Origin of the sequence: Aureimonas phyllosphaerae, from assembly GCF_900113065.1 — a bacterium.
Taxonomy (GTDB): Bacteria; Pseudomonadota; Alphaproteobacteria; order Rhizobiales; family Rhizobiaceae; genus Aureimonas; species Aureimonas phyllosphaerae.
Map to the genome: position 1 here is coordinate 41,365 of NZ_FOOA01000016.1, position 26,172 is coordinate 67,536.

Here is a 26,172-nt window from a genome sequence, read left to right on the forward strand (position 1 = left end):
GTCAGCGGCGGCGGCGGGCCCGTTCGGCCGCCTCGCCGCGAACGGCCGCTTCCTGCAGGAGCGTGTCGAGCGCCGCGATGTCGGCGGCTTCCAACAGCGGCAGGGCTTCGGCGAGCCGGTTGGCGAAGGCGGTCGCCTCCGGGCTCAGGGTCCCGGTCTCGAGGACCACCTTGGGATGCGACAGCTCGGCGAGGCGCTCGAGATCCTCCGCATCGTCCCAGATCACGTTGAGATAGCCGATGATGCGCTGGAGCATCGACCAGGTCGGGCGCCCGCGCTTGCCGTGCTCGAGCGCCGAAAGGTAGGCGGCCGAGACGCCCAGCGCCTTGGCCATCTCCCCTTGCGTGATGCCGCGCTCGGCGCGCAGCGCCCGGACGCGCAGGCCGAACGGCGTCATCGCCGGCGCACCCGGACATAGAAGGCCCCCTCGCCGCCGTGCCCGCGCTCAGCCTGGTCGTAGCCCGACACGAGGGTGCGGAAGTCCGGGGTCGAGAACCAGTGCGGCAGCGCCCGCTTCAGGCTCCCCGTCGAGCCGTAGGATGCGCCGCGCCCGGTGATCACGAGGACGTGGCGCAGTCCCCTCGCCTTGGCGGAGCGCAGGAAATGGAGAAGCGCCCCGTGCGCCACCGCCTCGGTCCAGCCGTGGAGGTCGATCCGGTCCTCGAGCTCGATACGCCCCTTGCCGATCTTCCGGCGCACCGGCCGGTCGATCGGCGACAGCGGCGGAGGCGTCGGGGCAAGGCGGGGGCGGGCGGCGGCGGGAAAGGCGGCCGCCATCGTGCCGGCACGCGGCGGCTCGGGTTTCGCGGCGGGTGCCGGCACGGCCGGCTCGGGTGGGGCTTCGGGTGTCGCCTTGCCGGGCAGCGGCACGGCCGAGCGCGCGACGCTCGCCCAGAGCCGCCGCTCCTCGCCGGACAGGTCGCGCCGGCGCCTCACGGCAGGCTCGCGCGCGGCACGAGGGCAACGAGGCGCGCCGCATGGCGCACGGTCCCCGCCAGTTGCCCCGCCGCCTCGCCGGAGCCGACGAAGATGTCGCCGCGCGCCGGGCCGACGATCGCCGAGCCCGTGTCCTGCGCGACGAGGAGCCGGTGGAAGGGGCAATCGCCGATCACAAGGTCCGGCGCGTCGACGAAGACCGGCATGCCGTAGGTGTGAAGCGAGGCGTCGACCGCCAGAGAGCCGAGCGGCGTCAGCGGCACGCCCATGCCGCCGATCGGGCCGGCTCTCGGCTCCACCGGCACCTCGCGGAAGAAGATGAACGAGCGGTTGCGCTGGAGGAGCGCGCGCGCCCGGTCGGGATGCGCGGCGAGCCAGCGGCGGATGCCAGCCATGTCGGCCCCCTCCAGCGGCAGTTCGCCCTCTTGAACGAGGACGCGGCCGATCGCAGTGAAGCGGTGCCCGTTCTTGGCGGCATAGCCGACGCGCATCAAAGCTCCGTTCGGCAGCACGAGGCGCGCCGAGCCTTGGACGTGGACGAAGAATGCGTCCGCCTCGCTGTCGAGAAAGGCGAGTTCGAGGTCGCGGCCCCGGAGCCAGCCGTCCTCGATCTCGGCGCGCGTCGGATAGGGAACGAGCGTCCCGTCGTCGGAGCGCATGGCAAAGCGCGTGCCGGCCTCGAGGCCCTCGACGCTTTCGCCATCGGTCAGCGCGACAAGGTCGGCCGGCGGGCGGTAGAGCGGCACGCGAAAACGGGCGGTGCGGGTGCGGGATGCGGCAAGTTCGGGCTCGTAGTAGCCCGTCACGAAGCCGCGCGCCGGCGCGCCGCCATCGAGGATGTCCGCCGGGCGGAAGGCCGCCTCGAAGAAGGCGCGGGCATCCGCGGCAGAGGGATCCCCGCGCATCGCCAGCGCGGCGCGCGCGGCGGGGGCGAAGGCGGCGGGCGGGAGCTCGACGACAGCTGCCGGGCTCGTCGATGCGAGAAGCGCCGGCGCCGAGCGCCGGAACGCGAAAAAGGCCGGCCGATGATCGGCGCGGCCCCAGTCGGGAAGGTCGGAGAAGCCGATCGGTGCGAAGCGGGGCTCCGGTCCGGCTCGGCTCGGGGAGGCGGTCATGCGGATGCCCCTCGCGTGCCGGCGGTCAGTCCTCGGACTCGGTTTCCACCAGACGCCAGTTCGGATCGCGCGAGCGCGTGTCGCGGGCGAAGGTCCACACGTCGATCACCTCGACCACCGTCTCGGGATCGCCGTCGGCCACCGTGCCGTCGGACTTCAGCGTCGCCGAGATCAGCTGCGAGACGATGCGCATCGTGACCAGCGCCTCGCGGTCCTTCAGCTCGGCCCCGGTGATCGTCGCGTCGTTGATGCCGACGAAGGAGGACTGCAGTCGCTCGCCCCGTGCCTCGCGCTGCGAGATCGAGGCATCGAAGCCCTGGTAGACCTCGGGCGACAGGAGGTTCTGGAGCAGCTTGCGGTCGCCGTCGGCAAAGGCGGTGACGATCATCTCGTAGGCGGTCTTGGCGCCCTCGACGAAGGTCGCGACCTCGAAGCTCGGGTCGACGTCCTTGATCCGGCGCAGGCCCTCGTTGGTCGGGCTGCCGGGCACGGTCGCCTTGTCGATCGCCTCATAGGGGTTGGCGGCCGTCTCGTCGGCGTTCACCCGGCGCGACGGGAGCGTCACGACGTTGCCCTGCGCGGGCGCCGGACCCTCGGTCGGGCGGGAATAGGGGTCGAAGGGCGGACGCTCGTTTCCGGTCCGCCGGCCGAGCACGGACCGCAGTTGGTACAGGACGATCGCCGCCACCACGATGAAGAAGATCGTCCCGAAGCCCATGAATGCCCGTATGTCCCGTTGGATCAAGCGATGGTTATGCCTCCGTCATATAGAGCCAGGGCGGCGCGCATTCAAATTCACGCTTCCGCGTCCTATGTTGAGCGCGCACCGGCGGGACCCTTCCGCCCCTCCTGGAGACCTCGAGCCCCCCCATGCCGCTGATCCTCATCCCCCTGGCGCTTCTGGCGCTGCCGCTGATCGAGATCGGCGTGTTCATCTGGGTCGGCGGCGAGATCGGCGTCTGGCCGACGCTGGCGCTCGTCATCCTCTCGATCGTCGTGGGCGCCGCGCTCCTGAAGCGGCAGACCCTGTCGACCCTGCGCGCCGCGCAGGCCGAGGCGCGCGCCGGGCGCTTGCCCGAACGGCAGATCGTGCACGGCGCGATGATCGCGCTCGCCGGCATTCTCCTGATCCTGCCGGGTTTCGTGACCGACGTCTTCGGCCTTCTCCTGTTCCTGCCGCCGGTGCGCGACTTCGTGTGGCATCGCCTGCGCTCGCGCATCGTCGTGGTCGGCCCGACAGGCGCGCGCACCGCGCCCTACCGCCAGCCGGGCCCGGAGGTGATCGACCTCACCGGCGGCGAGTTCCGCCGCCGCGATGGTGTCGACGGCAGCCCCTGGACGCGGCTCGACGGCCCGGGCGACGATCCGGACGAGCGCGGGCCCCGCACGCTGCACTGACGGGCGCCGCCCCGGCGCAAAGCCTGCCCGCGCTTGTTTCTCCCCCCGGCCCCGTGATAGCTGCGGCCCCGAGCCGCGGCTGAAGTGCCGCCATCTTGGAAGGGGCGCGGGAGACGCGCCCGAGGAGCCCCGATGTCCCAGATCGACAACACCAACGGCGCCAATGGCGCGAACGGCGCCAACGGTGCGGGCCAGGCGGCCCAGCCCTCGCTGAACATCCTCGCCCAGTACATCAAGGACCTGTCGTTCGAGAGCCCCGGCGCGCCCGGCTCGCTGCGCGGCCAGTCGCGCGCGCCCGGCATCAACATCGGCGTCAATGTCGGTGCCAACCCGGTGCAGGGCGGCGACCACGAATACGACGTGCGCCTGACGCTGAACGCGCGCGCCGGCGAGGGCACCGACACGCTGTTTCACGTGGAACTCGAATACGGCGGCGTGTTCCGCCTCGAAGGCTTCCCGCAGGAGCACATGCTGCCGGTCCTCTTCATCGAGTGCCCGCGCCTCCTGTTCCCGTTCGCGCGGCAGATCGTCGCCGACGTCACGCGCAATGCCGGCTTCCCGCCGCTGATGATCGACCCGATCGATTTCGCGGCGCTCTTCACGCAGCGCCTCGCCGAGGAGCGCGCGAAGGCGCAGGTGCAGCCGGTCGTCTGACCGCAGCCGGCCGGACCATCGATCAGGGGCGCCCCGGGACAACCGGCGGCGCCCTTTTTCGTCAGGCGGCGCGGTGGCGCTGCCAGCGCGGATAGAGAAGGCCGAGGACGAGGCCGGACATGACGAGGAGCGCGGCCGCGATCTTCCACATCGGCAGCGGCTCGCCGAGGAGAAGCGCCGAGGCGCCCATACCGAACAGCGGCACGAGGAGCGCCATCGGCGTGACCAGCGCGGCCGGGTGGCGCGACAGGAGCCAGCCCCAGGCGGCATAGCCGAACATCGTGTTGCCGACGGTCTGCCAGAGGACGGCGGCCCAGGTCACGGCGTCGGCCTGCACGAGCCCGGCGCGGATCGCGTCCCAGCCCTCCAGCGCGAAGGACAGGGCGAAGAGCGGCGGCGCGGAGAAGACGCTGCCCCAGATGACGTAGGGCAGCATGTTGGTGACGCGGCTGTGGCGCGCGACGATGTTGCCGCCCGCCCAGGACAGGGCCGCCACCAGCACCAGCGCGAGGCCGAGCGGCGTCGTGGTGCCGTCGGTGTGCGTCAAGATCACCCCGAGGCCGGCGAGCCCGAGGCCGAGCGCCACCCACTGGAACGGGCGGATGGTCTCGCCCGACAGGCGCATCGCCAGCGCGATCGTGAAGAACACTTGGCTTTGGATGACGAGCGACGCGAGCCCCGGCGAGATGAAGCCGTTCATGGCGATGAACAGGAGCCCGAACTGGCCGGTGCCGATCAGGATGCCGTAGGCGGCGAGATGGCTCCACGGCACGCGCGGGCGGGGAAACAGGAAGATGCCGGGCAGGGCCGCGAACAGGAAGCGGAGGGCCGCGAAGAGAAGCGGCGGCAGATGCTTCAACCCCTCGTGGATCACCACGAAATTGGTGCCCCAGACGGCGACGACCGCGAGACCGAGAAGGAAATGGCGAAATGGGAGAAGCGGCGCATCCATGCCGCCGCTTCTAGAAGCTCCGCCCGCTCCTGAACAGGCGCGCGATCGTCAGGTATCGTAGCCTTCGACGCGCCGCCAGAGGGGCGCGTCGCCGAGCCCCGAGACGAAGGCACGGTGGGCCTCGGTCTCGGCCGCGGTGAGGCGGGGCTTCAAGGGCGCGGGGCGCGGCGGCAGGGCGCGCGCACCACCCTCGCCGCCCTCGCTCGCCCGCGCCTCGTCCTCGGTGACGAGGCGCAGCGCCGACTGCCGACCGCCGATCAGCTCGATATAGACCTGCGCGAGCAGTTCCGAGTCGACCAGCGCCCCATGCTTGTCGCGCTTCGACGTGTCGATCGAGAAGCGCGAGCAGAGCGCGTCGAGCGTCGCGGGCGCCATCGGAAACTTGCGCCGCGCCATGGTCAGCGTGTCGATCAGGCGATCGGCCGGGATCGGCGGCCGGTCGAGGCGCGCGAGCTCGGCATTGATGAAGCGCATGTCGAACGTGCCGTTGTGCGCGATCAGGCGGGCATCGTCGAAGAAGGCGAGGACGTCGTCCATCACCTCGGCAAAGACCGGCTTGTCCTTCAGGAAGTCGTCCGAGATGCCGTGGATGTCGAAGGCGCCGGGGTCCACCTTCCGCCCCTGCGGGCGGATGAAGCAGTGGAACTCCCGCCCCGTCGGGATGTGGTTCCAAAGTTCGATACCGCCGATCTCGATCACGCGGTCCTCGGCAAAATCGAGCCCGGTGGTTTCGGTGTCGAAGACGATCTCGCGCATGGAATTTCCCTTGGGGCTCTCCCCTCCCCATGTCGGACAGGCGGCGTCCGCGCGCAAGCCTCAAGTCTTGGGCAGCGCGCCGAACCCCTCGACGATCCGCCGCACCGCGCCTCGTGCAGCTTCCAGTCCCTCGCCGGTGTCGATCACGAAGTCGGCGCGGCGTCGCTTGTCAGTGTCCGGCATCTGGCTGGCGAGAATCTTCTCGAACCGTTCCGCCGTCATGCCCGGACGCGCGAGGACGCGCGCGCGCTGGATGTCCGGCGGCGCGGTGACGACGAGGACGGCATCGACCCGCCCCTCGCCGCTGGTCTCGTAGAGAAGGGGAATGTCGAGGACCGCGAGCGGCGCTCCCGCCGCGTGCGCGGCATCGAGGAACGCCCGCTCCTCCTCGCGCACCAGGGGATGGACGATGGCTTCCAGCGCGGCGAGCGCCTCGGCGTCGCCGAGCACCCGCGCGCCGAGCGCCGCACGATCGACGACGCCGTCCCGCACCGTGCCGGGAAAGCGCGCCTCCACCAGCGACGCGGCGCGTCCGGCATAGAGGCGGTGGACAGTGGCGTCGGCGGAATGGACGGGCACGCCGAGCGCTTCGAACATCTCGGCCGTCGTCGACTTGCCCATGCCGATCGAACCGGTGAGGCCGAGGACCTTCACGCGTGCGCCTCGATGTCGGCGATCACCGCCGCACGCAGCGCCTCGTCGACCGTGGGCCGCTGCCCGAACCAGCGCTCGAAGCCCGGCACCGCCTGATGCAGCAGCATGCCGAGCCCATCGGCGGTGCGAAGGCCGCGCGCCGCGGCCGCGCGAAGGATCGGGGTTTCCAGCGGCACATAGACGATGTCGGTGACGAGGGCGCCGTCCGGCAGGGCCTCGATCGCCCGCGCGTCGCCCTCGGCGAGGCCCTTCGGATCGGCGGGCCGCGTGTTGACCACGAGGTCGCAGGACCCGGCGAGCGCGCAAAAGTCGTCCTCCGCACCCGCCTCGGCCCCGAAGGCGTCCGCCAGACGCTCGGCGCGTGCGCGCGTGCGGTTGAGGATGGTAATGCGGGCGATCTCGGCTTCCCGCAGCGCATGCACCACGGCGCGCGCCGCGCCGCCCGCGCCCAGCACCACCGCAGCTCGCGCCTCGCGCCAGCCGCCAAGGCGCTCGTCGAGATTGGCGGAGAAGCCGTAGGCGTCGGTGTTGCCGCCGGTCAGGCGGCCGTCCTCGAACCAGAGCGTGTTGACCGCGCCGATTGCCTCGGCCGCCCCGTCGAGCCGGGCGGCGGCGGCGAACGCCGCCTCCTTGTGGGGAATGGTGACGTTGCCGCCGGCAAAGCCCTCGTCCTGCAATCGGCCGAGAAAAGCCGGAAAATCTTCCGGCGGCACGGCGATTCGCTCATACGAGCCCGGGATCCGCAGGTCGCGAAGCCACGTCCCGTGGATCAGCGGCGAGCGGGAATGGGAGATCGGCCAGCCGGTGACGAAGGCGCGCGGTGCCTCACGCATCGAGCGCGCCCCGCGCCCGGAGTTCGCGGATCAGCGGCAGCATGGGCAAGCCGATGATGGTGAAGAGGTCGCCCTCGATCCGCTCCATCAGCTGCAGGCCGCGTCCTTCCACCTGGTAGGCGCCGACGCTGGTCAGCACCCCATCGCCGGCCGCGGCGAGATAGCGCCCGATCTCGGCCGGTGTCAGGTCCCGGAAGGTGATCGAGGCGCGCGAGACATGACGCCAGACCGCCGCGCCCCCTTCGGCCAGCACCACGGCGCTGTCGAGATGATGCGTGCGGCCCGACAGTTTCAGGAGCGTGCGACGCGCGGCCTCCATGTCTTCCGGCTTGTGCAGGACCTCGTCGCCGATCGACAGGACCTGGTCGGCCCCGATCACCAGCGCCCCGGGGCGCCGCTCGGACACGTCGACCGCCTTCGCCTCGGCCAGCACCAGCGCCACCTCGTCGGGCGTCGCGCCGGAATCCTTCAGCGGCGCCTGGACCAGTCGCTCGTCCAGCGTCGAGGGATCGGCCTCGGCCCGGATGCCGGCTTGCGTCAGAAGCGCCTGCCGGTGGCGGCTGCCCGAGGCCAGTACGAGATCGCGATTCATGCCGGCATCCTTTCCCGCGCGTTGCCGCGCGTCCTTAAATCTTTGTTCAAACAGCGCTTGTCTATTAGAGCCCGCCAAACGCGGGAAGCGGCCCTGCGAAGCGGGACTCGATTCTCCCCCGCCCGTCCAGCGAAAGCTCCAGCGGCCCCCGCAATTGTCGCCCCCTTGTGGGAATCAGTGGACCGGCGGCGTGGCCGGCTGGCAAGCGATTTCGCCCCTTTTGAAAACTCCGCCGTCATCCACAGTTCACGAGCGCTTGGCGCCTGTGGCCCTGCGCTTGTGAATTTCGGGGACGCTTGTTCCCCTCTTCCGGCCGTCTCGCCGGCCAACCACCTGATGCGCCAGCCGCTTCGCCGATCCATCCGCCTCGATACGGCGAAGCCCCGTTCTCGGCCCGTCGTTTCGCCCCTGTGAATTCCCGTGATCCACCGACTCATAGAATCAGAATCTCAGATTCATGGATTTCTTTTCTAAGAGGGGCGGACGGGAAAACCCTTCGGGCTATCTGACGAGCGACCGGCGCTCGGCCCTCAAACCGGTCTCGAAAGAGACTGGACGCGGGGCCTCGCGCCGGGCATCCCTCGCCTCGCCCGTGCCGCTTCCCGAAAGGTGTCCCATGCCAGAGCGCAAGCTCCTGCGCGTTCTCGCCGGCGAGACCGTGTTCCCGCCCCCCATCTGGCTGATGCGCCAGGCCGGACGCTACCTGCCCGAATACCGCGAGACGCGGGCGCAGGCCGGTGGCTTCCTCGATCTCTGCTACAATCCGGACTTTGCGACCGAGGTGACGCTGCAGCCGATCCGCCGTTTCGGCTTCGACGCGGCGATCCTCTTCTCCGACATCCTCGTGATCCCCGACGCCCTGCGGCGCAACGTTCGTTTCGTGCAGGGCGAGGGTCCGCAGATGGATCCGATCGCGCCGCACGAGATCGCCGGCCTCGATCCGACCAACGCCGAGACCCACCTCGCGCCCGTGATCGCGACCGTCGCACGCCTTCGCGCCGAACTGCCCGAGGAGACGACCCTCATCGGTTTCTGCGGCGCGCCCTGGACGGTGGCGACCTACATGATCGCCGGCCACGGCACGCCCGACCAGGGTCCCGCGCGGCGCTTCGCCTACCAGCATCCGGAGGCCATGGACGAGCTTCTGGAACTCCTCGCGGAGATGAGCGCCGAGTATCTGATCCGCCAGCTGCAGGCCGGGGCCGACTGCGTCCAGATTTTCGATTCCTGGGCGGGCGTCCTCGACGAACTGTCCTTCCATCGCTTCTCGATCGGACCCACCCGCCGCATCGTCGAGCGCGTGCGCGCCGCCGTGCCCCGCGCTCGCATCATCGGCTTCCCGAAGGGCGCCGGACCGCTCCTGCCCGCCTATCGCGAGGGCACGGGCGTCGATGCCATCGGTCTCGACTGGTCCGTCCCCTTCTCCTTCGCCGCCGATCTCCAGCGGCAGGGCCCCGTCCAGGGCAACCTCGATCCGCTGCGCCTCATCGCCGGCGGCCGCGCGCTGGACGAGGGCATCGACGCCATCCTCCAGAGCCTCGGCCACGGCCCACTGATCTTCAACCTCGGCCACGGCATCACGCCGGACGCGCCGATCGCCCATGTCGAGCACCTCGTCGAGCGGGTGCGGCGGGGGGGATAGCGGGGCTGCCGCCCCGATCCCCGCTCGGGAAGGAATTCCCGAACCCTTCTTTTCGTTTGGAACCATTTCCGAGATGGGAAAGGGCCAGTGGCCCTTCCCCATCTCGGACGCGCTTTGAACGAAGAGGGGTCCAGGGGAAATCATTTCCCTTGGCGGGGTCGGGGGCAGCGCCCCCGTCTTCACCCCGCCGCTTCCGTTCGGCGCGGTTCTCGACTAGGCAGGCGGGGAGCCCTGCCGGAGGATGCCATGACCGTTTCGCCCAAGCCCGTCGCGAAGGACCGTTCGCTGCTCTACGCGCTGGCCGGCGGGGTGGTGCTGGCGGTCCTCCTGTTCGGGCTGGTGCCGCTCGAGGCGCAGCTTTGGGTGAAGAGCCTGCACATCCTCGCGGTGATCTCGTGGATGGCGGGGATGCTGTATCTGCCGCGCCTCTTCGTCTACCACACGGAGGCGGGGGCGGGATCGCGCGAGGCCGAGACGTTCAAGGTGATGGAGCGGCGCCTGATGCGCGGCATCATCAACCCGGCGATGGTCGTGACCTGGGTGGCGGGCCTGTGGCTGGCGATCGAGGTGTTCCAGTTCCGGGGCGGCTGGCTGCATGCCAAGCTCCTCTTCGTGGTGCTCCTGTCGGGCGTCCACGGCTACCTGTCGGCCTCGCGCAAGCGGCTGGAGCGCGACGAGATCACCAGGTCGAGCCGGCATTGGCGGATCATGAACGAGGTGCCGGCGCTCCTCATGGTTGTGATCGTGATCCTCGTGGTGGTGAAGCCCTTCTGATCGACGCCTTGCCTTTGGCGACGGCCATGCGATCTAATGCGGATCCTTCGTCCCCGGAACCGTCCCCTTGTCCGTAGCCCCAGCCTCCGACCGCCCCGTCTGCCTCGTCGTCATGGGTCCGTCGGGCACCGGCAAGACGACCACGGCCAAGGGGCTGGCGACGAGACTCGGCTGGCGCTTCGCCGAGGCCGACGAGTTTCACCCGAAAGCCAATATCGAGAAGATGTCGGCCGGCATCCCCCTGAACGACGAGGACCGAGCGCCTTGGCTGGTCGCGATCCGCGACTGGGTGTCGAGCGAGGCGGCGGCCGGTCGTTCCACCGTGATCACCTGCTCGGCCCTGAAGCGGCGCTATCGCGACGTGTTGCGCGGGGCGGCGGCGCGAGTGCGCTTCGTGGAGCTGACGGGCGACGAGGCGCTGATCCGCGAGCGCATGGAGAAGCGCAAGGGACACTACATGCCGCCCTCGCTGCTCGCCTCGCAATATGCCGACTTTGAGCCGCTGCAGCCGGACGAGGACGGTGTGCGCGTGTCGGTCGAGGCGGCGCCGGAGGGTGTGGTGGACGATGCGCTGCGCCAGCTGTCCCTCGCACCCGTGGTGTCGATCGGCGGCTGAGCGAAGCCCGCTTGCGCTGGCGCGCCTGCGGCATTATAGACTGAACGCCTATCCCGCCTCCGGCGCGACGCAGCCATGCCTGCGATCCCGCCCTTTCAGCCGAACATGTCCATCCTCGTTCCGGCCTGACCCTTTCCCCGATCGTTGACGCCCCCGTGCCGCGCGACCCTTCGAAGGTCCGGATGGGGTTGGAGCCCTTTTGACATGTCCGAGATCAAACTCCAGGACCTCAAGAACAAGAACGCCGCCGAGCTCGTCGCCTTTGCGGAGGAGAACGAGGTCGAGAACGCCTCCGTCCTGCGCAAGCAGGAACTCCTCTTCGCCATCCTGAAGCGCCTCGCCGCGCAGGACGTCGAGATCATCGGAGAGGGCGTGGTCGAGGTGCTGCAGGACGGCTTCGGCTTCCTGCGCTCGCCGGAGGCCAACTACCTGCCCGGCCCGGACGACATCTACATCTCGCCGTCCCAGCTGCGCCGCTTCTCGCTGAAGACCGGCGACACGGTCGAGGGCACGATCCGAAGCCCAAAGGACGGCGAGCGCTACTTCGCGCTCATGAAGGTCAACACGATCAACTTCGACGACCCGGAGAAGATCAAGCACAAGAGCCACTTCGACAACCTGACGCCGCTCTACCCGAACGAGCGCTTCAAGATGGAGTTCGCGGACTCCACCAAGAAGGACCTCTCGGCCCGCGTCATCGATCTCGTCGCCCCGCTCGGCAAGGGCCAGCGCGCGCTGATCGTCGCCCCGCCGCGCACCGGCAAGACGGTGCTCCTGCAGAACATCGCGCACTCGATCACCGCCAACCACCCGGAATGCTACCTCATCGTGCTGCTCATCGACGAGCGCCCCGAGGAAGTCACCGACATGCAGCGCTCGGTGAAGGGCGAGGTCGTCTCCTCCACCTTCGACGAGCCGGCGACGCGCCACGTGCAGGTCGCCGAAATGGTGATCGAGAAGGCCAAGCGCCTCGTCGAGCACGGGCGCGACGTCGTCATTCTTCTCGACTCGATCACCCGCCTCGGCCGCGCCTACAACACGGTGGTCCCGTCCTCCGGCAAGGTCCTGACCGGCGGTGTCGACGCCAACGCCCTCCAGCGCCCCAAGCGCTTCTTCGGCGCCGCGCGCAACATCGAGGAAGGCGGCTCGCTGACGATCATCGCGACGGCCCTCATCGACACCGGCTCGCGCATGGACGAGGTGATCTTCGAGGAGTTCAAGGGCACCGGCAATTCCGAGCTCGTGCTCGACCGCAAGGTCGCCGACAAGCGCATCTTCCCGGCGATGGACATCCTCAAGTCCGGCACGCGCAAGGAGGACCTCCTCGTGCCGCGCCAGGACCTGCAGAAGATCTTCGTCCTGCGCCGCATCCTCGCGCCCATGGGCACGACCGACGCGATCGAGTTCCTCAACGACAAGCTGAAGCAGACGAAGTCGAACACCGACTTCTTCGACTCGATGAATACGTAAGGCCTTCCAGGCCGAGCGCACATCGAAGGGCCGCCGTGGCGACACGGCGGCCTTTTTCGTGGGATCGCGCGCCGTGATGCGCTAGAGCCGGAGACGACGCCACCAGCCCGAGGCCGCGCCGCCATGTCCGATCGTCCGACCCGACCCGATGCCGTGCGGCGCGTGGAGATCGCGGCGCTCGCCAAAAGTCTGCCCATCCGCGTCGTGGAAACCGAGACCATCGCGCGCACCGCGGAGGAAGCGGCGAGCGCCGTCTCGGTCGCCGTCGGGCAGATCGTGAAAAGCCTCGTGTTCCGCGGCAAGGAGACGGGCGAGCCCTATCTCCTTCTCGTGTCCGGGGCCAACCGGGTGGACGAGAAGGCGGTCGCGCAAGTCGTTGGCGAAGCGCTCGGCCGGGCGGACGCCGACTTCGTGCGGGAGGCGACCGGCTTTGCGATCGGTGGCGTCGCGCCGCTCGGCGCCCCGCGCCCCTTGCGCACCTTCATGGACCGCGACCTCCTGGCCTTCCCCTTCGTCTGGGCGGCGGCAGGCACGCCCTTCCATGTCTTCGAGACCGTGCCGGACGCGCTTCGCATCGCCTGCGACGCCGACGTGATCGCCGTCCGGTGAGCTTTGATGACACGATCGCCGCCCTCTCCTCCGGCGCCCTGCCGGCGGGCATCGCGGTGCTGCGGGTCAGCGGGCGGCAGGCGCGGCTGGCGATGGAGCGGATCGCCGGCGGCGTGCCGGAGCCGCGCCGGGCCTCCTTGCGCACCTTTCGCGACGGCACGGGCGCGCCGATCGATCGCGGGCTCCTCCTGTTCTTCCCGGCACCGGGCTCGGTCTCGGGTGAGGACCTCGCCGAGTTCCACGTCCATGGCGGACGCGCGGTCGCTAGCGCGATGCTCGCCGCGCTCTGCGCCCTGCCCGGCGTCCGTCTTGCCGAGGCCGGCGAGTTCACCCGCCGTGCCTTCGAGAACGGCCGGATCGACCTGACGGAAGCGGAAGGGCTCGCCGATCTCCTCGCCGCCGAGACCGAGGGCCAACGCGCGCAGGCGCTCGCCCAGGCCGAAGGCGGCATGCGCCAGCTCGCCGATAGCTGGATGCGGCGGCTCCTGCGGGCGCGGGCGCTGATCGAAGCGGCGTTCGACTTCTCCGACGAGGGCGACGTCGCGGACGACGTGTCGGCAGGCGTCTCCGCCGAGGTGCGGCGCCTCGCCGCCGAGATGCGCGATAGCCTCTCCGGCGCACGGCGCGGCGAGATCTGGCGCGACGGCTTCCACGTCGTGATCGCGGGGGCGCCGAATGCCGGCAAGTCCAGCCTCCTCAATGCGCTGGCCGAGCGGGACGTCGCGATCGTCTCGGCGATCCCCGGCACGACGCGTGACGTCATCGAGGTGCGGCTGGATCTCGCCGGCATCCCCGTGCGCCTGTCGGACACCGCGGGCCTGCGCGAGACCGGCGACGTCGTCGAGGCGATCGGCGTCGAGCGCGCGCGCCGGGCGCTGGACGAAGCCGATCTGGTGCTCCATCTCGTCGCGCCGGACGGGGAAAACGCAGCATTAGAGAACCGCGCGCCGGTAATTCATGTTCGCACCAAGATCGACCTCGCCCCGCAAGGTTTGCCGGCAAACTTCGATCTCGCGGTGTCCGTGCGCGACGGACGGGGGATCGGCGCGCTTCTTAATCGGATTACCGCGGCCGCGCGTGACAAGGCCGGCAATCCCAGCGAGGTCGTGCCGACGCGCCTGCGCCACCGCGAGATCATCGCCGGCACGCTGGAATGGCTGGAGGCCTACGATCCCGAGCACCAGCCGCCCGAGGTTGCCGCCGAAACGCTGCGCCTTGCCGCCGATCGCCTCGGAAGTCTCACCGGCCGCACCGGGGTCGAGGACCTTCTCGGCGTGATCTTCGGCGAATTCTGCATTGGTAAGTGAGGCTGGACGGGCGAGTGGATAACGCACAGGCCAGGCGGCTTGTGGCTCGGCTGGCGGGTGCGGCCTGATCGGCCTCGATTGACAGTCTCGGTTCGCTGCGGCTTAACCCATCCCATGACAGAGAAACCAATGAATGTTTCCGCCGACGTCGTGGTGATCGGCGGCGGCCATGCGGGCGTCGAGGCGGCCTGCGCCGCCGCGCGCACGGGCGCGGCGACGATCCTTCTGACGCATGCCTTCGAGACCGTGGGCGCGATGAGCTGCAATCCGGCGATCGGCGGGATCGGCAAGGGTCATCTCGTGCGCGAGATCGATGCGCTCGGCGGTGTGATGGGCCGGGCGGCCGACCGCGGCGGCATCCAGTTTCGCCTTCTCAACCGGCGCAAGGGACCGGCCGTCCGTGGCCCGCGCACGCAGGCCGACCGCAAGCTCTACAAGGCGGCCGTCCAGGCCGCGGTGCGGGCGCAGGACGGGCTCTCCGTCGTCGAGGGCGACGCCTTCGATCTCGAGTTCGATACGGCCGGGCGCGTTGCGGCCGTGGTCCTCGACGATGGCCGCCGGATCGCCTGCGGCGCGGCGGTGCTGACCACCGGCACCTTTCTCAACGGGCTCATCCATATCGGCACCGAGAAGATCCCGGCCGGACGCGTCGGTGAGAAGCCGTCGCTCGGCCTCTCCGCCACGCTGCGCCGCCTGGGTCTTCGCCTCGGCCGCCTGAAGACGGGCACGCCCGCGCGGCTCGATGGCACGACGGTCGACTGGGCCTCGCTCGACCGGCAGGGCCCGGACGCCGAGCCCTACCCGTTCTCCTACCTGACCACCGAAATCGCGAACCCGCAGATCGACTGCGGCATCACCCGCACGACGCCGGACACGCACCGCATCATCCGCGACAACCTCCATCGCTCGGCGCTCTATTCCGGCGAGATCGAGGGCGTCGGCCCGCGCTACTGCCCGTCGATCGAGGACAAGATCGTCAAGTTCGGCGACCGTGACGGCCATCAGGTCTTTCTCGAGCCGGAAGGTCTCGACGATGCGACCGTCTATCCCAACGGCCTGTCGACCTCGCTTCCGGCGGATGTGCAGGCGGCGTTCCTGCGCTCGCTGCCGGGGTTGGAAAAGGTCGAGATCCTGAAACCCGGCTATGCCATCGAATACGACCATGTAGACCCGCGCGAGCTGACGCGGGCACTGGAAGTTCGAGCCGTGCCCGGCCTGTTTCTCGCCGGTCAGATCAACGGCACCACCGGATACGAGGAAGCTGCTGCGCAGGGGTTGCTGGCGGGTCTCAACGCGGCGCGGCGCGCCGGCGGGGCGGAGCCCGTCGTCATCGATCGCGCCGACGCCTATCTCGGCGTGATGGTGGACGACCTGACGCGCACCGGCGTCACCGAGCCCTATCGCATGTTCACGAGTCGCGCCGAGTTTCGCCTGAGCCTGCGCGCCGACAATGCCGACCGCCGCCTGACCCCACTCGGCATGGAATGGGGACTGGCCGACAGCGAACGCCGTGCGGCGTTCGAGGCCAGCGAGGCGGCGCTCGGCGCCGCGCGCGCCACGCTGGAAGCTTTGACGCTGACGAGCAGCGAGGCGGCCCGCAAGGGTCTGCCGGTCAACCAGGACGGGCGCACCCGCTCGGCCTGGGTGCTTCTCTCGCATGCCGATATCGGCTTCGACGACCTCACCAGGGTCTGGCCGGAGCTCCAGGCGATCCAAGGGTCGGTTCGTGACCGGATCGAGATCGAGGCCGGCTACGACGTCTATCTCGATCGTCAGCGCCGCGACCAGTTGCAACTGAAGCGCGACGAGGCCAAGGTCTTTCCGGCGGGGTTCGATTTCGCAGGGATCAGGGGCCTGTCGAACGAGCTTCGTCAGAAGCTGGTCGAGCGCCGACCGACGAGCCTTGCCGAGGCCGAGCGCATCGACGGCATGACGCCGACGGCGCTTGCGCTCCTTCTTGTCGCTCTTCGAAAGCAAGACCTTGCCCGCGCCGCGTGACCGCCGGGGCCCGCCGCCCCGCAAACCCGCGGAGCCGAAGCGTCCACCGCCGAAGCCCCGGATGGGCAAGGCCGCGACGGAAGCGAAGCTTGCCGAGGAGCGCGCGCTCGTCCTGTCGCGGCACGCTGTTTCACGTGAAACAGGCGAACGGCTCGACGCCTATGTCGCGCTGCTGCGGACCTGGCAGAAGAGCATCAATCTTGTCTCGCCGGCGACGATCCCGGAAATCTGGACCCGGCACGTTGAGGACGGGCTGGTGCTCGGCGAACGCGCCAGGGGCATCTTGCGCTGGGCCGATCTCGGCTCGGGCGCCGGGCTGCCGGGGCTCATCCTCGCCATCCTCATGGCCGAGCGCGAGGGCGGCGAGGTGCATCTCGTCGAGAGCAACGCCAAGAAGGCGGCGTTCCTGCGTACGGTGGCGCGCGAGCTTGCGCTTCCCGCGACCGTCCACGCCGAGCGGATCGAGGATTGCGGTTCGGTGCTCGCCGGCGTCGAGGCGATCAGCGCCCGCGCGCTCGCCTCGCTCGACGACCTCTTCGCGCTCGTCGCGCCTCATACGCGGCCCGATACCGTCTATTGGTTCCTCAAAGGACGCGCGCACGAGAGCGAGATCGCGCAAGCCGCTGCCCATTGGCGTTTCGACATGGTAAAGCATGCCTCGCCGGTCGAAGACGGCTCGGTGCTCCTGGAGATCTGCTCCCTCGAGCGCCTGGCGGCCCGCTAGGGATCGCGACCCGCAACCGAAGGCATGGACCCGGCTTGGCCAGACCCGGGTGGAGTTGACACGATGGACACGCTTTCCGTCCCGCGCATGCGGGTCATCACGGTTGCGAACCAGAAGGGCGGCGTCGGCAAGACGACGACCGCCATCAACCTGGCGACGGCGCTGGCCGCCATCGGCAAGCGCACGCTCATGATCGACCTCGATCCGCAGGGCAACGCCTCGACGGGCCTCGGCATCGACCGGGAGGACCGCGCGGTGTCGTCCTATGACGTGCTGGTCGAAAGCGCGTCGGTCACCGACGCGGCGATGGAGACGGCCGTCCCGAACCTCTGGGTCATCCCGTCGACGCTCGATCTTCTCGGCGTCGAGATGGAGATTTCGACCGCGGCGAGCCGCGCCTATCGCCTGCGCGACGCGCTGCATTTCCATGTCGAGGAGACCGCGCGCTTCGATTTCGTGCTGGTCGACTGCCCGCCCTCGCTAAACCTTCTGACCGTGAACGCGATGGCCGCGGCCGACGCGATCCTCGTGCCGCTCCAGTGCGAGTTCTTCGCGCTGGAAGGGCTCAGTCAGCTTCTGGAAACGGTGGAGCAGGTGCGCGACACCCTGAACCCCGCACTCTCCCTCCATGGGATCGTGCTCACCATGTTCGACGGGCGCAACAATCTCGCGAGCCAAGTGGTGCGCGACGTTCGCTCCTACATGGGTGACCACGTCTACGAGACGATCATCCCGCGCAACGTGCGCGTCTCGGAAGCGCCGAGCTTCGGCAAGCCGGCGATCCTCTACGACATGAAGTGCCCGGGCAGCCAGGCCTATATCCGCCTGGCCTCCGAGGTCATCCAGCGCGAGCGTGATCTCGCCGCCGCCTGACCCGTTCGGTTCGCCGACCCATCGATTTCGGGCAAGACGCCCCCGTATCTGAACCAGGAGACCCCGCATGACCGAGGACAAGGGACGCCAAAGGCTGGGACGCGGGCTCGCGTCGCTGATCGGCGGTTCGGCCTCCTCGACCCTCCCCTCGCGGGCGGGCAGTGCGTTTCCGGGACCCGCGATGGCGCGCGAAGCCCAGGTCGGCGAGCGGCGCGTCGCGCCCTCGGAACTCCGGCCCAACCCGAAGAACCCGCGCCGCCACTTCGACGAGACCGAACTCGAGGAACTGACGGCATCGGTCCGCCAGCACGGCGTGGTGCAGCCGATCCTGGTGCGCCGGGTCGAGGGTGCCGGCGGTTTCGAGATCGTGGCCGGCGAGCGCCGCTGGCGCGCCGCCAAGGCCGCGGCGCTGAAGGATGTCCCGGTCGTCCTGCGCGAGATTTCCGACCGGCAGTCGCTCGAGATCGCGATCATCGAGAACGTCCAACGCGCCGACCTCGACCCGATCGAGGAGGCGCTCGGCTACGAGATGCTGATCGCCGAACACGGCTACACGCAGGCCGATCTCGCCGATGTCGTCGGCAAGAGCCGCAGCCATGTCGCCAACACGCTGCGCCTCCTGAAGCTCCCTGACAGCGTCAAGGACATGGTGCAGCGGGGCGAACTCTCGGCGGGTGCCGCGCGCACCGCGGTGGCGCAGGACGACCCGGAAGCCTTTGCCTGGCGCATCGTCGACGAGGGATTGAGCGTGCGCGAGGCCGAAAGTCTGGCGCGCGGGCCGGACGCCCCCCAGGCCTCGAAGCCCGCGCCGCGCCGCCGCACGCCGGTGGCCCCCGCCGCGCCCCAGGCCTCGGACGCGCGGGCGCTCGCCGATCTTCTGTCCGAGACGCTCGGCTTGCCGGTGTCGATCGAGATGGCGGGACAGGGCGGCACGCTGCAGCTGACGTTCCGCGACCTCGACCAGCTCGACACGGTCTGTCGCCTGCTTCAGGCGGGCGAACGGAAGGACGGCGACGGCGGCCCGCGCATCCGCATTCTGTAAGCCGGCTTACTCGGCCGGAAGCGGGCAGGCCATGTCGCCCTCCTCGCAGTCGAGATAGTCCTGGAGATCGGCGCTGCGGCGCGCGGTCTTCTCGCTCTTGCACTGGGCCTCGACCATCGGCTGCGCGCTGCCGCCGTCAACGGCGGACGAACGGAAGGCGCATTCGCTGTCGCGGTAGGCGATCCACGCCCGCTGCGCGTCGCGCAGAGCCGTCAGACGCTGGTCCTCCCCCTTCAGCCGCTCGCGGACCTTCGCGTAGAGCGCGTTCAGCGTCTCGTCGGCCGTGTCGAGATCGGCCTGAGCGCACAGCGTCATGTCGGTCTGGGTCTGCGGGTCCGTGCAATCGATCTCCTCGGCCATGGCCGGAAGCGCGAGAGCGAAGAGCGTGGCGGCGGTCAGGGCGAGTCGCATCGTTGTCCTGTATCGAATGAGGCGGACGTGACGATGCCGCGACGGCGCGGCGCGGGCAAGATGCCGCGGTTCGTGATCTGCGACCGCACCGAACGACGCAGTTCCCGCGACAGGACCATCCTGCCGGAGAGCGGGCGCCGGTCGAGCCGGCGCCCCGTCCCGTCCCGTCAGCCGTGGTCGATCACCCGGTCGGCGGGGCCGAAGCGGTCGCGCGCCGTGTTGTACTGGTGCCAGTAGGGATAGAGCACCGGCGGGCGGCTGACTGCGTCGAGGCGCTGGCGCTCGTCGTCGGTGAGCTTCAGCGAGGCGGCGGCGATGTTGTCGCGGAACTGGTCCTCGCGGCGACCACCGATCACCAGCGAGGCGACGGCAGGGCGGCCGAGAAGCCACGCCAGCGCGACCTGCGCGGCCGAGACCCCCCTGCCCTCCCCGATCTCGACGAGGACATCGACGATGCGCCACAGGCGATCCTCGTCGCGGATCGGCGGCTCGGTCCAGCCGGCGGTGAGGCGCGAGCCCTCCGCCGAGGCGCCGCGCCGATGCTTGCCCGACAGGAGGCCGCCGGCAAGCGGGCTCCAGACGAGGACGCCGAGGCCCTGGTCGACCGAGAGCGGCAGGAGCTCGTACTCGGCCTCGCGCGCTTCCAGCGTGTAGTGGATCTGCTGGGTGATGAAGCGCGGGTGATGGTGGAGGTCGGAAATGCCGAGCCCCTTCATCACCTGCCACGCCGAGTAGTTGGAGCAGCCGATGTAGCGGATCTTGCCCTGTGTCACGAGCGTGTCGAGCGCGGCGGTCGTCTCTTCGAGCGGCGTGGTGCCGTCCCATTCGTGGCAGTAGTAGATGTCGATGACGTCGGTCCTCAGGCGCTTCAGCGAGCGCTCGCATTCGCGGATGACGTGATGGCGCGACAGGCCTTCGTCGTTCGGTCCCTCGCCGATGCGCATCCGGACCTTTGAGGCGAGGAGCACGTCGTTCGGGCGCTTAGCCCCGAGGACCTCGCCGATGATCTCCTCCGACAGGCCGTTGGAATACATGTTGGCGGTGTCGATGAGATTGATGCCGGCGTCGAGGCAGAGATGGATCAGCCCCCTCGCCTCGTCGGTGCCGGTCGAGCCGACGCTGCCGAAGACGCCGGCCCCGCCGAACGTCATGGTGCCCATGGTGAGCGCCGAGACCTTCAGTCCCGATCGCCCGAGCGTGCGGTATTCCATTGTCATCCTCCCCCAAGTCCCGAGCCGATCCTCCCGGCCCGTCCGTCCGCCTGTTAGAGCATATTCGACGCGGGAGAGGTTGCCGGATTTGCAGTCCGATGAAATCTTTTGCGCGTAGACGCGCTTAGATCGGCCGATGAACCGCCGAGAGCCTCTCAGCGGCGCGCGCGGGCGCGTCGCCGCGCGGCTTCGACGCCGATCTCGATCAGGCTGCGCCGCATGATGGTGACCGCGAGCGCGCCCTCGCGCCGCGACAGGAGGATGTCGTGCTCGAGACGGCGGAGGACGGCAGCGATCCCCGATCCGTCCCAGGCGCCGAGCGCGGCCTCCATCGCGGGACGGCGGCGAAAGTGCGGGCGACGCCGTTCCACCACGGCCGAGACCGGGGTGCCCTTCGTCTCCACCTCGCCGCGCATCACTTGCAAACCTTGAAAGAAGCGCAGGAGCGCGCCGTGCAGCTGGAAGGTCGAGGTACCCGAGGAGACAAGGCGCCCGATGAGTTCGGGCAGCCGCCGGACCTCGCCGCTGGCCGCCGCATCCACCGCTTCGTCGACGGTCTCCGCCGACACGTCGCCGACGATCGCCTCGATGTCCTCCTCGTGGATCTGTCCCTTGCCGAGGGCATAGAGGCAGAGCTTTCGCACCTCGCCGCGCGAGGCGAGCCGGTCGGCGCCGAGCCGGGCGCGCAGCATCTCGCGCGTCGCGCGGTCCATCGACAGGCCGGCCGCCGCCAGTTCCTCGTCGATCATTCGGTCGAGCGCCTTGTCCTCGTCCTGGTAGCAGGGCAGCGCCATGGCGGCGCGGCCGCGCTCGACCTGCGTGCGCAGGGGCGCGCTCTTCTTGAGGTCTCCCGCCTCGATTAGGATGGTGCAGTCGGCCGGCGGATCGGCGGCAAGGTCGGCCACCGCGTCGGCAAGGTTCCGGCCGTTGCCCGCGCCCTTGATCCGCAGGAGACGGCGACCGCCGAAGAGCGAGACCGTACGCGCTTCGTCGAACAGGCGACCGATGTCGCGTTCGAGGTCGTCGGCCTGCAGGACGACATGCGAGAAAGGGTCGTTCGCGGGCACGCCGGAGTGCTTCACCACCGTCTCGGCCCGCTCCGACACGAGGCCGGGGTCGGGCCCGTAGAGGAGGAGAACGGGAAACGAGGTGTCGGGTCGCGACAGGAAGGCGTCGACCTCGTGCGCCTTCTTCTGCGCCAAGCCCCCGTCCCCGTCAGTTCTTCGCCGTGATCGCCGGCTCGTCGGTGAAGACCTCGCGCTGGAGCACCGGCGCGATGGCGCCGAGGATCCGCTCGGCCACCGCCTCGCCCGCCTGATCGCGCGCGTCGATCACCGCGCGGCTGGCGGCGAAGAGCTGGTTGGTGCGATCGTACGGCACCATGGCGAAGCGCTGGCCGGTGGTGAGCACTCTGACGTCGGCGGTGCGCACGAGCTCGTAGTTCACCGTCATCCGGTAGAGCGCGGCGCTCGGCGTACCCGTGCCGGCCTCGACCGCCGAGACCTGGTCGGTGGCCGAGGTGGTGTAGCGCAGCTCGTAGAGCGGCGCCGAGACCGGCGTCGCGCCGTTCAGCTTGTAGAGCATGGCGTTGCGAAAGACCTGCGCCGTGCGCGTCGAGGCCGGCGCCAGCGCGATGCGGCCGCGAAGGTCGGTCAGGACCGAGGAGCGCGCGCCGGTCGCGGGATCGACCGCGGTCGTGCCGTAGAGCGGACCGGAGGTGCAGCCCGACAGGGCGAGGGCGGCAACGACAAAAGCGAGGCGTTTAGGCGACGACATTGACGATCCTTCCGGGAACCACGACGAGGCGCTTCGGGGCGGCGCCGCCGAGCGCCTCGGCGACGAAGGGCAGGGCGAGGACGGCGGCTTCCACCTCGTCCTTGCCGGCCTTGGCGGAGACGGTGATGTCGCCGCGCTTCTTGCCGTTGATCTGGACGGGCAGGGTGATCTCGTCCTGCACGAGGAGCGAGGGATCGGCCTTCGGCCAGGGCGCGGCGGCGCACAGGCCCTTTTGGCCGAGCGCCCGCCAGCATTCCTCGGCCAGATGCGGCATCATCGGCGCGACGAGGCGCACGAGGATCGAGAGGCTCTCGCGGGCCGCCTCGCGCAGGCTCGCATCCTCGCGCAGGGCCGCTTCCTGCAGGGCGGACGAGAGCGCGTTGACGAGTTCGTAGAGCCGCGCGACGGCCTTGTTGAAGGCGAGGCGCTCGATGTCGTCGCCGACGCCCGCCGCCGTGCGATGGGCGGCGCGGCGCACGGCGGTCGCCGCCGCGCTCGTCTCGCCAAGACCCGTGCCGAGCCCGTTCAGCACCTCGGCGGTCTCGGCGACGAGACGCCAGACGCGCTGCACGAAGCGATGCGCGCCCTCGGCGCCGGCCTCGGTCCAGATGACGTCGCGCTCCGGCGGCGAGTCCGACAGCATGAACCAGCGCGCGGTGTCGGCGCCGAGCGAGCCGATGATGTCGTCGGGGTCGACGACGTTCTTCTTCGACTTCGACATCTTCTCGATGCCGCCGATCTCGATCGGTGCGCCGGTGGACAGGCGCCGCGCGGTGCGCGTGCCGTCGCTCTCCTCGATCGCGACGTCGGCGGGCGGCACCCATTCGCGCCCGTCGCGGTAGGTCTCGTGGACCACCATGCCTTGCGTGAACAGGCCCCGGAACGGCTCGTCGAGGTTGAGATGGCCGGTGGCGCGCATCGCCCGCGTGAAGAAGCGGGAGTAGAGGAGATGCAGGATCGCGTGCTCGATGCCGCCGATGTACTGGTCGACTGGCAGCCAGCGGTCGGCAACGGACGGCACGGTCGGCTCGTCGGCGCGGGGGCTGGTGAAGCGCGCGAAGTACCAGGAGCTGTCGACGAACGTGTCCATCGTGTCGGTCTCGCGCAGCGCCTCGCCGCCGCACTGGGGGCAGGTGGCATGACGCCAGGTGGGATGGCGGTCGAGCGGATTGCCGGGCTTGTCGAAGTCGATGTCGTCGGGCAGGCGGACAGGCAGGTTCTCTCGGCGCTCCGGCACCGTGCCGCAGCTCTCGCAATGGAGCACCGGGATCGGGCAGCCCCAGTAGCGCTGGCGCGAGACGCCCCAGTCGCGCAGACGGAAGTTGACGCGCCGCTCCGCCACCGGCCGGTTGCCGAGCGTCTCCGCGGTGAGCCGTGCCGACACCGCCTCGAAGCCCTCGTCGGGCGTCATGCCGTCGAGGAAGCGGGAATTGAACAGGCGACCCTCGCCGTCATGCGCGGTGTCCTCGACCGAGAAGTCGGCGGCGTCCGTGCCGTCGGGCAGGACGACGGGGGTGACCGGCAGGCCGTACTTGCGGGCAAAGTCGAGATCGCGCTGGTCGTGCGCCGGGCAGCCGAAGATGGCGCCCGTGCCGTAGTCCATCAGCACGAAATTGGCGACATAGACCGGCACGGTCCAGGACGGGTCGAGTGGATGCACGGCGCGGAGCCCCGTGTCCATGCCGCGCTTTTCCGCCGTCTCGATCTCGGCCGCCGAGGTGCCGCCGCGCTTCAGCTCGTCGACGAAGGCGGCCAGCTCCGGGTTCGTCTCGGCGGCGGAACGGGCGAGCGGATGGTCGGCCGCGATCGCGAGGAAGCTCGCGCCGAAGAGCGTGTCCGGACGCGTCGTGAAGATCTCGACCTCAGCGAGCCCGTCCATGGGCTCCGCCAGCGCCCAGCGCAGCGACAGCCCTTCCGACTTGCCGATCCAGTTGCGCTGCATCAGGCGCACCTTTTCCGGCCAGCCGGGCAGGTCGTCCAGCGCCTTGAGGAGGTCGTCGGCATAGTGCGTGATGCGGAAGAACCACTGGGTCAGCTCGCGCTGCTCGACTTCAGCGCCCGAGCGCCAGCCGCGCCCGTCGATCACCTGCTCGTTGGCGAGCACGGTCTGGTCGACGGGGTCCCAGTTGACCTTGGACTTGCGGCGATAGGCGAGGCCCTTGTCCAGCATGTCGAGGAAGAGCATCTGCTGGCGGTGGTAGTACTCGACGTCGCAGGTCGCGAACTCTCTCGACCAGTCGAGCGACAGGCCCATCGACTTCAGCTGGCCGCGCATCGTCGCGATGTTCTGGTAGGTCCAGTCGCGCGGATGCACCTTGTTCTGCATCGCCGCGTTCTCGGCTGGCATGCCGAACGCGTCCCACCCCATCGGATGGAGGACGTTGTAGCCCATGGCGCGCTTGTAGCGGGCCACGACATCGCCCATCGCGTAGTTGCGCACGTGGCCCATGTGGATGCGCCCGGACGGGTAGGGGAACATCTCGAGGACGTAGTAGGCCTCGCCGTCGGCGTCCGTGTCCGTCTCGAACAGCTTGGCCTCGTTCCAGGCCGCCTGCCAGCGGGGTTCGGAGGCGCGGGGATTGTAACGTTCGATGGCCATCGCGGACGGAATTCTCACGGCAAGGATGCGGGCGGGCGGGGGCGCGCGAAGCGCCGGGAGCCACAGTCAATATTGACTTCTGCCCGCCTTCACAAGCTTGGGGCCGCCCTGCATAAACGGGCATCGGACGGCAGAAGCAGACGCGTGAAGCCAGCCCACGCCGCCGCGGAGGATGAGCCACCGCGGCCGAGGCATCGGCTTTGCCGTCCGAAGGAGTGAAGCGATGTGGATGATTCCGCTAAGCGTCACGCTTGAGGTGAAAAGGACCCGGAGAGGCTGGCAAGCTATCCTCCGGGCCCAACTCTTCATCTAAGGCGACGGGTGTCGGAGTTCGCGCTCCGGCACCCACTCCTCAAAATAGCCGGAAACCCCCGTGCCTTCAAGGAATGCCATGAGCGACACCGCCGCCTCCCGCCTCCAGGATATCAAGGCCCGCATCCGCGCGGCCGAGGACGAGGCGGGTCGCGCGCCGGGCTCGGTCGAGCTCGTCACCGTATCCAAGACCTTCGATGCCGATGCGATCCGGCCCGTCCTCCAGACCGGCCAGCGCGTCTTCGGCGAGAACCGGGTGCAGGAGGCGGCCGGCAAATGGCCGGCGCTGCGCGAGGAATTCGCGGGCGTCGAGCTGCACCTCATCGGGCCCCTCCAGTCCAACAAGACCGCCGAGGCAGTGGCGCTCTTCGACGTGATCGAGACGGTGGACCGCGAGAAGATCGCCCGCGAGATCGTCCGCGAGATCGCGCGCCAGGGCCGCACGCCGCGGCTCTACGTCCAGGTCGACATCGGCGAGGAGGAACAGAAGGCGGGCGTGCCGCCGCGCGAGGCCGTCGATTTCGTGCGCCGGTGCCGCGAGGACTTCGGCCTCGCGATCGAGGGACTGATGTGCATTCCCCCGGTGGACGAGCATCCCGGCCCCTATTTCGCGCTTCTCCAGAAGCTCGCCGGCGAGGCCGGGGTCGAGAAGCTGTCCATGGGCATGTCGGGCGACTTCGAGCGCGCGATCCCGTTCGGGGCGACGAGCGTTCGCGTCGGCTCGGCGATCTTCGGCTCGCGCGGCTAGCGGCGGCGGGGCAGGGGAGGCGGCATCGCCGTCACCCTCGAGGCTGTAGGGCAGGACGAACCTGCGGGGGTCCCGTGCGATCCACGCGGGCGGGCGTCGGTTCCCGTGGGTGCCATGCGCCTTATATCCTGCCGTCCAGCCTCCGGGACGATGACCCGGCGAGGCCTGGC

Annotated in this window: 27 protein-coding genes; 13 read left to right on the forward strand and 14 right to left on the reverse strand. The window is 69.7% G+C overall.

Annotated features, from left to right (window positions below; translation table 11 throughout):
* Position 1: 1 nt before the first annotated feature.
* Genes BM175_RS16875 through BM175_RS16890 form a run of 4 tightly spaced genes read right to left on the reverse strand, consistent with a single transcriptional unit; the run spans position 2 to position 2,769 of the window.
* Entirely contained in the window at positions 2 to 397 is a 396-nt protein-coding gene (locus BM175_RS16875; protein WP_090965079.1) for a helix-turn-helix domain-containing protein, read from the reverse strand.
* Positions 394 to 936 (reverse strand): Smr/MutS family protein, encoded by a 543-nt coding sequence (locus BM175_RS16880; RefSeq protein ID WP_090965081.1) that lies wholly within the window; start codon positions 934 to 936, stop codon positions 394 to 396. Before BM175_RS16880 ends, BM175_RS16875 begins: the two co-directional genes overlap by 4 nt.
* Positions 933 to 2,051 carry a murein transglycosylase A gene (gene mltA, locus BM175_RS16885; protein ID WP_090965084.1) on the reverse strand — a complete coding sequence of 373 codons (1,119 nt, stop codon included), beginning with the start codon at positions 2,049 to 2,051 and terminating at the stop codon, positions 933 to 935. Before mltA ends, BM175_RS16880 begins: the two co-directional genes overlap by 4 nt.
* Before the next feature lie 25 nt (positions 2,052 to 2,076).
* Complete coding sequence (locus BM175_RS16890) at positions 2,077 to 2,769, reverse strand: Tim44/TimA family putative adaptor protein (RefSeq protein ID WP_090965086.1); 693 nt, start codon at positions 2,767 to 2,769, stop codon at positions 2,077 to 2,079.
* A gap of 152 nt (positions 2,770 to 2,921) precedes the next feature.
* Between BM175_RS16890 and BM175_RS16895 the strand changes: the two genes are divergently transcribed.
* Entirely contained in the window at positions 2,922 to 3,449 is a 528-nt protein-coding gene (locus BM175_RS16895) for an FxsA family protein (protein ID WP_090965087.1), read from the forward strand.
* Between the two features lie 132 nt (positions 3,450 to 3,581).
* Positions 3,582 to 4,103, forward strand: a complete 522-nt coding sequence (gene secB / locus BM175_RS16900) for a protein-export chaperone SecB (protein ID WP_090965089.1) — start codon at positions 3,582 to 3,584, stop codon at positions 4,101 to 4,103.
* Between the two features lie 61 nt (positions 4,104 to 4,164).
* Here secB and BM175_RS16905 read toward each other — a convergent pair whose 3' ends face one another.
* Genes BM175_RS16905 through BM175_RS16925 form a run of 5 tightly spaced genes read right to left on the reverse strand, consistent with a single transcriptional unit; the run spans position 4,165 to position 7,890 of the window.
* Entirely contained in the window at positions 4,165 to 5,055 is an 891-nt protein-coding gene (locus BM175_RS16905) for an EamA family transporter (protein ID WP_090965091.1), read from the reverse strand.
* A gap of 48 nt (positions 5,056 to 5,103) precedes the next feature.
* Entirely contained in the window at positions 5,104 to 5,811 is a 708-nt protein-coding gene (gene dnaQ, locus BM175_RS16910; protein WP_090965093.1) for a DNA polymerase III subunit epsilon, read from the reverse strand.
* 60 nt (positions 5,812 to 5,871) lie between these two features.
* Positions 5,872 to 6,465, reverse strand: coding sequence for a dephospho-CoA kinase (coaE, locus tag BM175_RS16915; protein WP_090965095.1), 594 nt, complete (start codon positions 6,463 to 6,465; stop codon positions 5,872 to 5,874).
* The gene (locus BM175_RS16920; protein ID WP_090965097.1) at positions 6,462 to 7,298 is read right to left on the reverse strand and encodes a shikimate dehydrogenase; all 837 of its coding nucleotides are present in this window, start codon (positions 7,296 to 7,298) and stop codon (positions 6,462 to 6,464) included. The genes coaE and BM175_RS16920 overlap by 4 nt, the downstream gene beginning before the upstream one ends.
* Positions 7,291 to 7,890: a Maf-like protein gene (locus BM175_RS16925; protein WP_090965099.1), complete on the reverse strand. Its 600-nt coding sequence runs from the start codon at positions 7,888 to 7,890 to the stop codon at positions 7,291 to 7,293. Before BM175_RS16925 ends, BM175_RS16920 begins: the two co-directional genes overlap by 8 nt.
* 616 nt (positions 7,891 to 8,506) lie before the next feature.
* Between BM175_RS16925 and hemE the strand changes: the two genes are divergently transcribed.
* From hemE to BM175_RS16975, 10 genes are all read left to right on the forward strand, one after another.
* Positions 8,507 to 9,532, forward strand: coding sequence for a uroporphyrinogen decarboxylase (gene hemE, locus BM175_RS16930; RefSeq protein ID WP_090965101.1), 1,026 nt, complete (start codon positions 8,507 to 8,509; stop codon positions 9,530 to 9,532).
* Positions 9,533 to 9,778: 246 nt separating this feature from the next.
* A complete protein-coding gene (gene hemJ / locus BM175_RS16935) occupies positions 9,779 to 10,306 on the forward strand; it encodes a protoporphyrinogen oxidase HemJ (protein ID WP_090965103.1) in 528 nt (175 codons plus the stop codon).
* A gap of 67 nt (positions 10,307 to 10,373) precedes the next feature.
* Positions 10,374 to 10,922 carry a gluconokinase gene (locus BM175_RS16940; RefSeq protein ID WP_342029290.1) on the forward strand — a complete coding sequence of 183 codons (549 nt, stop codon included), beginning with the start codon at positions 10,374 to 10,376 and terminating at the stop codon, positions 10,920 to 10,922.
* Positions 10,923 to 11,126: 204 nt separating this feature from the next.
* Positions 11,127 to 12,392 (forward strand): transcription termination factor Rho, encoded by a 1,266-nt coding sequence (gene rho / locus BM175_RS16945; RefSeq protein WP_055885966.1) that lies wholly within the window; start codon positions 11,127 to 11,129, stop codon positions 12,390 to 12,392.
* 123 nt (positions 12,393 to 12,515) lie between these two features.
* Positions 12,516 to 13,001, forward strand: coding sequence for a YbaK/EbsC family protein (locus BM175_RS16950; protein ID WP_090965106.1), 486 nt, complete (start codon positions 12,516 to 12,518; stop codon positions 12,999 to 13,001).
* Positions 12,998 to 14,308, forward strand: a complete 1,311-nt coding sequence (gene mnmE / locus BM175_RS16955) for a tRNA uridine-5-carboxymethylaminomethyl(34) synthesis GTPase MnmE (protein ID WP_090965108.1) — start codon at positions 12,998 to 13,000, stop codon at positions 14,306 to 14,308. Before BM175_RS16950 ends, mnmE begins: the two co-directional genes overlap by 4 nt.
* Positions 14,309 to 14,437: 129 nt before the next feature.
* Positions 14,438 to 16,306 carry a tRNA uridine-5-carboxymethylaminomethyl(34) synthesis enzyme MnmG gene (gene mnmG / locus BM175_RS16960; protein WP_090965110.1) on the forward strand — a complete coding sequence of 623 codons (1,869 nt, stop codon included), beginning with the start codon at positions 14,438 to 14,440 and terminating at the stop codon, positions 16,304 to 16,306.
* Positions 16,307 to 16,367: 61 nt separating this feature from the next.
* Positions 16,368 to 17,030, forward strand: a complete 663-nt coding sequence (gene rsmG / locus BM175_RS16965) for a 16S rRNA (guanine(527)-N(7))-methyltransferase RsmG (RefSeq protein WP_090965111.1) — start codon at positions 16,368 to 16,370, stop codon at positions 17,028 to 17,030.
* Positions 17,031 to 17,117: 87 nt separating this feature from the next.
* Positions 17,118 to 17,903, forward strand: coding sequence for a ParA family protein (locus BM175_RS16970; RefSeq protein WP_425285287.1), 786 nt, complete (start codon positions 17,118 to 17,120; stop codon positions 17,901 to 17,903).
* Between the two features lie 67 nt (positions 17,904 to 17,970).
* On the forward strand, positions 17,971 to 18,945 hold the full coding sequence (locus BM175_RS16975) for a ParB/RepB/Spo0J family partition protein (RefSeq protein ID WP_090965115.1): 975 nt from the start codon (positions 17,971 to 17,973) through the stop codon (positions 18,943 to 18,945).
* Between the two features lie 6 nt (positions 18,946 to 18,951).
* Here BM175_RS16975 and BM175_RS16980 read toward each other — a convergent pair whose 3' ends face one another.
* The 5 genes from BM175_RS16980 to leuS form a co-directional block, all read right to left on the reverse strand.
* Positions 18,952 to 19,356 carry a lysozyme inhibitor LprI family protein gene (locus tag BM175_RS16980; protein ID WP_090965117.1) on the reverse strand — a complete coding sequence of 135 codons (405 nt, stop codon included), beginning with the start codon at positions 19,354 to 19,356 and terminating at the stop codon, positions 18,952 to 18,954.
* Positions 19,357 to 19,523: 167 nt separating this feature from the next.
* On the reverse strand, positions 19,524 to 20,567 hold the full coding sequence (locus BM175_RS16985) for an aldo/keto reductase (protein ID WP_090965119.1): 1,044 nt from the start codon (positions 20,565 to 20,567) through the stop codon (positions 19,524 to 19,526).
* 155 nt (positions 20,568 to 20,722) lie between these two features.
* The gene (holA, locus tag BM175_RS16990; protein ID WP_090965120.1) at positions 20,723 to 21,769 is read right to left on the reverse strand and encodes a DNA polymerase III subunit delta; all 1,047 of its coding nucleotides are present in this window, start codon (positions 21,767 to 21,769) and stop codon (positions 20,723 to 20,725) included.
* A 13-nt stretch (positions 21,770 to 21,782) separates the two neighbouring features.
* On the reverse strand, positions 21,783 to 22,343 hold the full coding sequence (locus BM175_RS16995) for a hypothetical protein (RefSeq protein WP_090965122.1): 561 nt from the start codon (positions 22,341 to 22,343) through the stop codon (positions 21,783 to 21,785).
* Positions 22,330 to 24,942, reverse strand: coding sequence for a leucine--tRNA ligase (gene leuS / locus BM175_RS17000; protein ID WP_090965124.1), 2,613 nt, complete (start codon positions 24,940 to 24,942; stop codon positions 22,330 to 22,332). The genes BM175_RS16995 and leuS overlap by 14 nt, the downstream gene beginning before the upstream one ends.
* Positions 24,943 to 25,333: 391 nt before the next feature.
* Here leuS and BM175_RS17005 point away from each other — a divergent pair, with 391 nt between their 5' ends.
* Positions 25,334 to 26,002, forward strand: a complete 669-nt coding sequence (locus BM175_RS17005) for a YggS family pyridoxal phosphate-dependent enzyme (RefSeq protein WP_090965126.1) — start codon at positions 25,334 to 25,336, stop codon at positions 26,000 to 26,002.
* Positions 26,003 to 26,172 lie beyond the last annotated feature (170 nt).

Coding starts and splice junctions, on each gene's coding strand:
- BM175_RS16980 (WP_090965117.1), bottom strand. CDS start 19,356: ATGCGACTCGCCCTGACCGCCGCCACGCTCTTCGCTCTCGCGCTTCCG.
- hemJ (WP_090965103.1), top strand. CDS start 9,779: ATGACCGTTTCGCCCAAGCCCGTCGCGAAGGACCGTTCGCTGCTCTAC.
- rho (WP_055885966.1), top strand. CDS start 11,127: ATGTCCGAGATCAAACTCCAGGACCTCAAGAACAAGAACGCCGCCGAG.
- mltA (WP_090965084.1), bottom strand. CDS start 2,051: ATGACCGCCTCCCCGAGCCGAGCCGGACCGGAGCCCCGCTTCGCACCG.
- BM175_RS17005 (WP_090965126.1), top strand. CDS start 25,334: ATGAGCGACACCGCCGCCTCCCGCCTCCAGGATATCAAGGCCCGCATC.
- BM175_RS16985 (WP_090965119.1), bottom strand. CDS start 20,567: ATGGAATACCGCACGCTCGGGCGATCGGGACTGAAGGTCTCGGCGCTC.
- BM175_RS16905 (WP_090965091.1), bottom strand. CDS start 5,055: ATGGATGCGCCGCTTCTCCCATTTCGCCATTTCCTTCTCGGTCTCGCG.
- BM175_RS16875 (WP_090965079.1), bottom strand. CDS start 397: ATGACGCCGTTCGGCCTGCGCGTCCGGGCGCTGCGCGCCGAGCGCGGC.
- BM175_RS16950 (WP_090965106.1), top strand. CDS start 12,516: ATGTCCGATCGTCCGACCCGACCCGATGCCGTGCGGCGCGTGGAGATC.
- BM175_RS16895 (WP_090965087.1), top strand. CDS start 2,922: ATGCCGCTGATCCTCATCCCCCTGGCGCTTCTGGCGCTGCCGCTGATC.
- BM175_RS16925 (WP_090965099.1), bottom strand. CDS start 7,890: ATGAATCGCGATCTCGTACTGGCCTCGGGCAGCCGCCACCGGCAGGCG.
- BM175_RS16975 (WP_090965115.1), top strand. CDS start 17,971: ATGACCGAGGACAAGGGACGCCAAAGGCTGGGACGCGGGCTCGCGTCG.
- dnaQ (WP_090965093.1), bottom strand. CDS start 5,811: ATGCGCGAGATCGTCTTCGACACCGAAACCACCGGGCTCGATTTTGCC.
- BM175_RS16970 (WP_425285287.1), top strand. CDS start 17,118: ATGCGGGTCATCACGGTTGCGAACCAGAAGGGCGGCGTCGGCAAGACG.
- hemE (WP_090965101.1), top strand. CDS start 8,507: ATGCCAGAGCGCAAGCTCCTGCGCGTTCTCGCCGGCGAGACCGTGTTC.
- leuS (WP_090965124.1), bottom strand. CDS start 24,942: ATGGCCATCGAACGTTACAATCCCCGCGCCTCCGAACCCCGCTGGCAG.
- mnmG (WP_090965110.1), top strand. CDS start 14,438: ATGAATGTTTCCGCCGACGTCGTGGTGATCGGCGGCGGCCATGCGGGC.
- secB (WP_090965089.1), top strand. CDS start 3,582: ATGTCCCAGATCGACAACACCAACGGCGCCAATGGCGCGAACGGCGCC.
- rsmG (WP_090965111.1), top strand. CDS start 16,368: ATGGGCAAGGCCGCGACGGAAGCGAAGCTTGCCGAGGAGCGCGCGCTC.
- BM175_RS16995 (WP_090965122.1), bottom strand. CDS start 22,343: ATGTCGTCGCCTAAACGCCTCGCTTTTGTCGTTGCCGCCCTCGCCCTG.
- BM175_RS16920 (WP_090965097.1), bottom strand. CDS start 7,298: ATGCGTGAGGCACCGCGCGCCTTCGTCACCGGCTGGCCGATCTCCCAT.
- BM175_RS16890 (WP_090965086.1), bottom strand. CDS start 2,769: ATGGGCTTCGGGACGATCTTCTTCATCGTGGTGGCGGCGATCGTCCTG.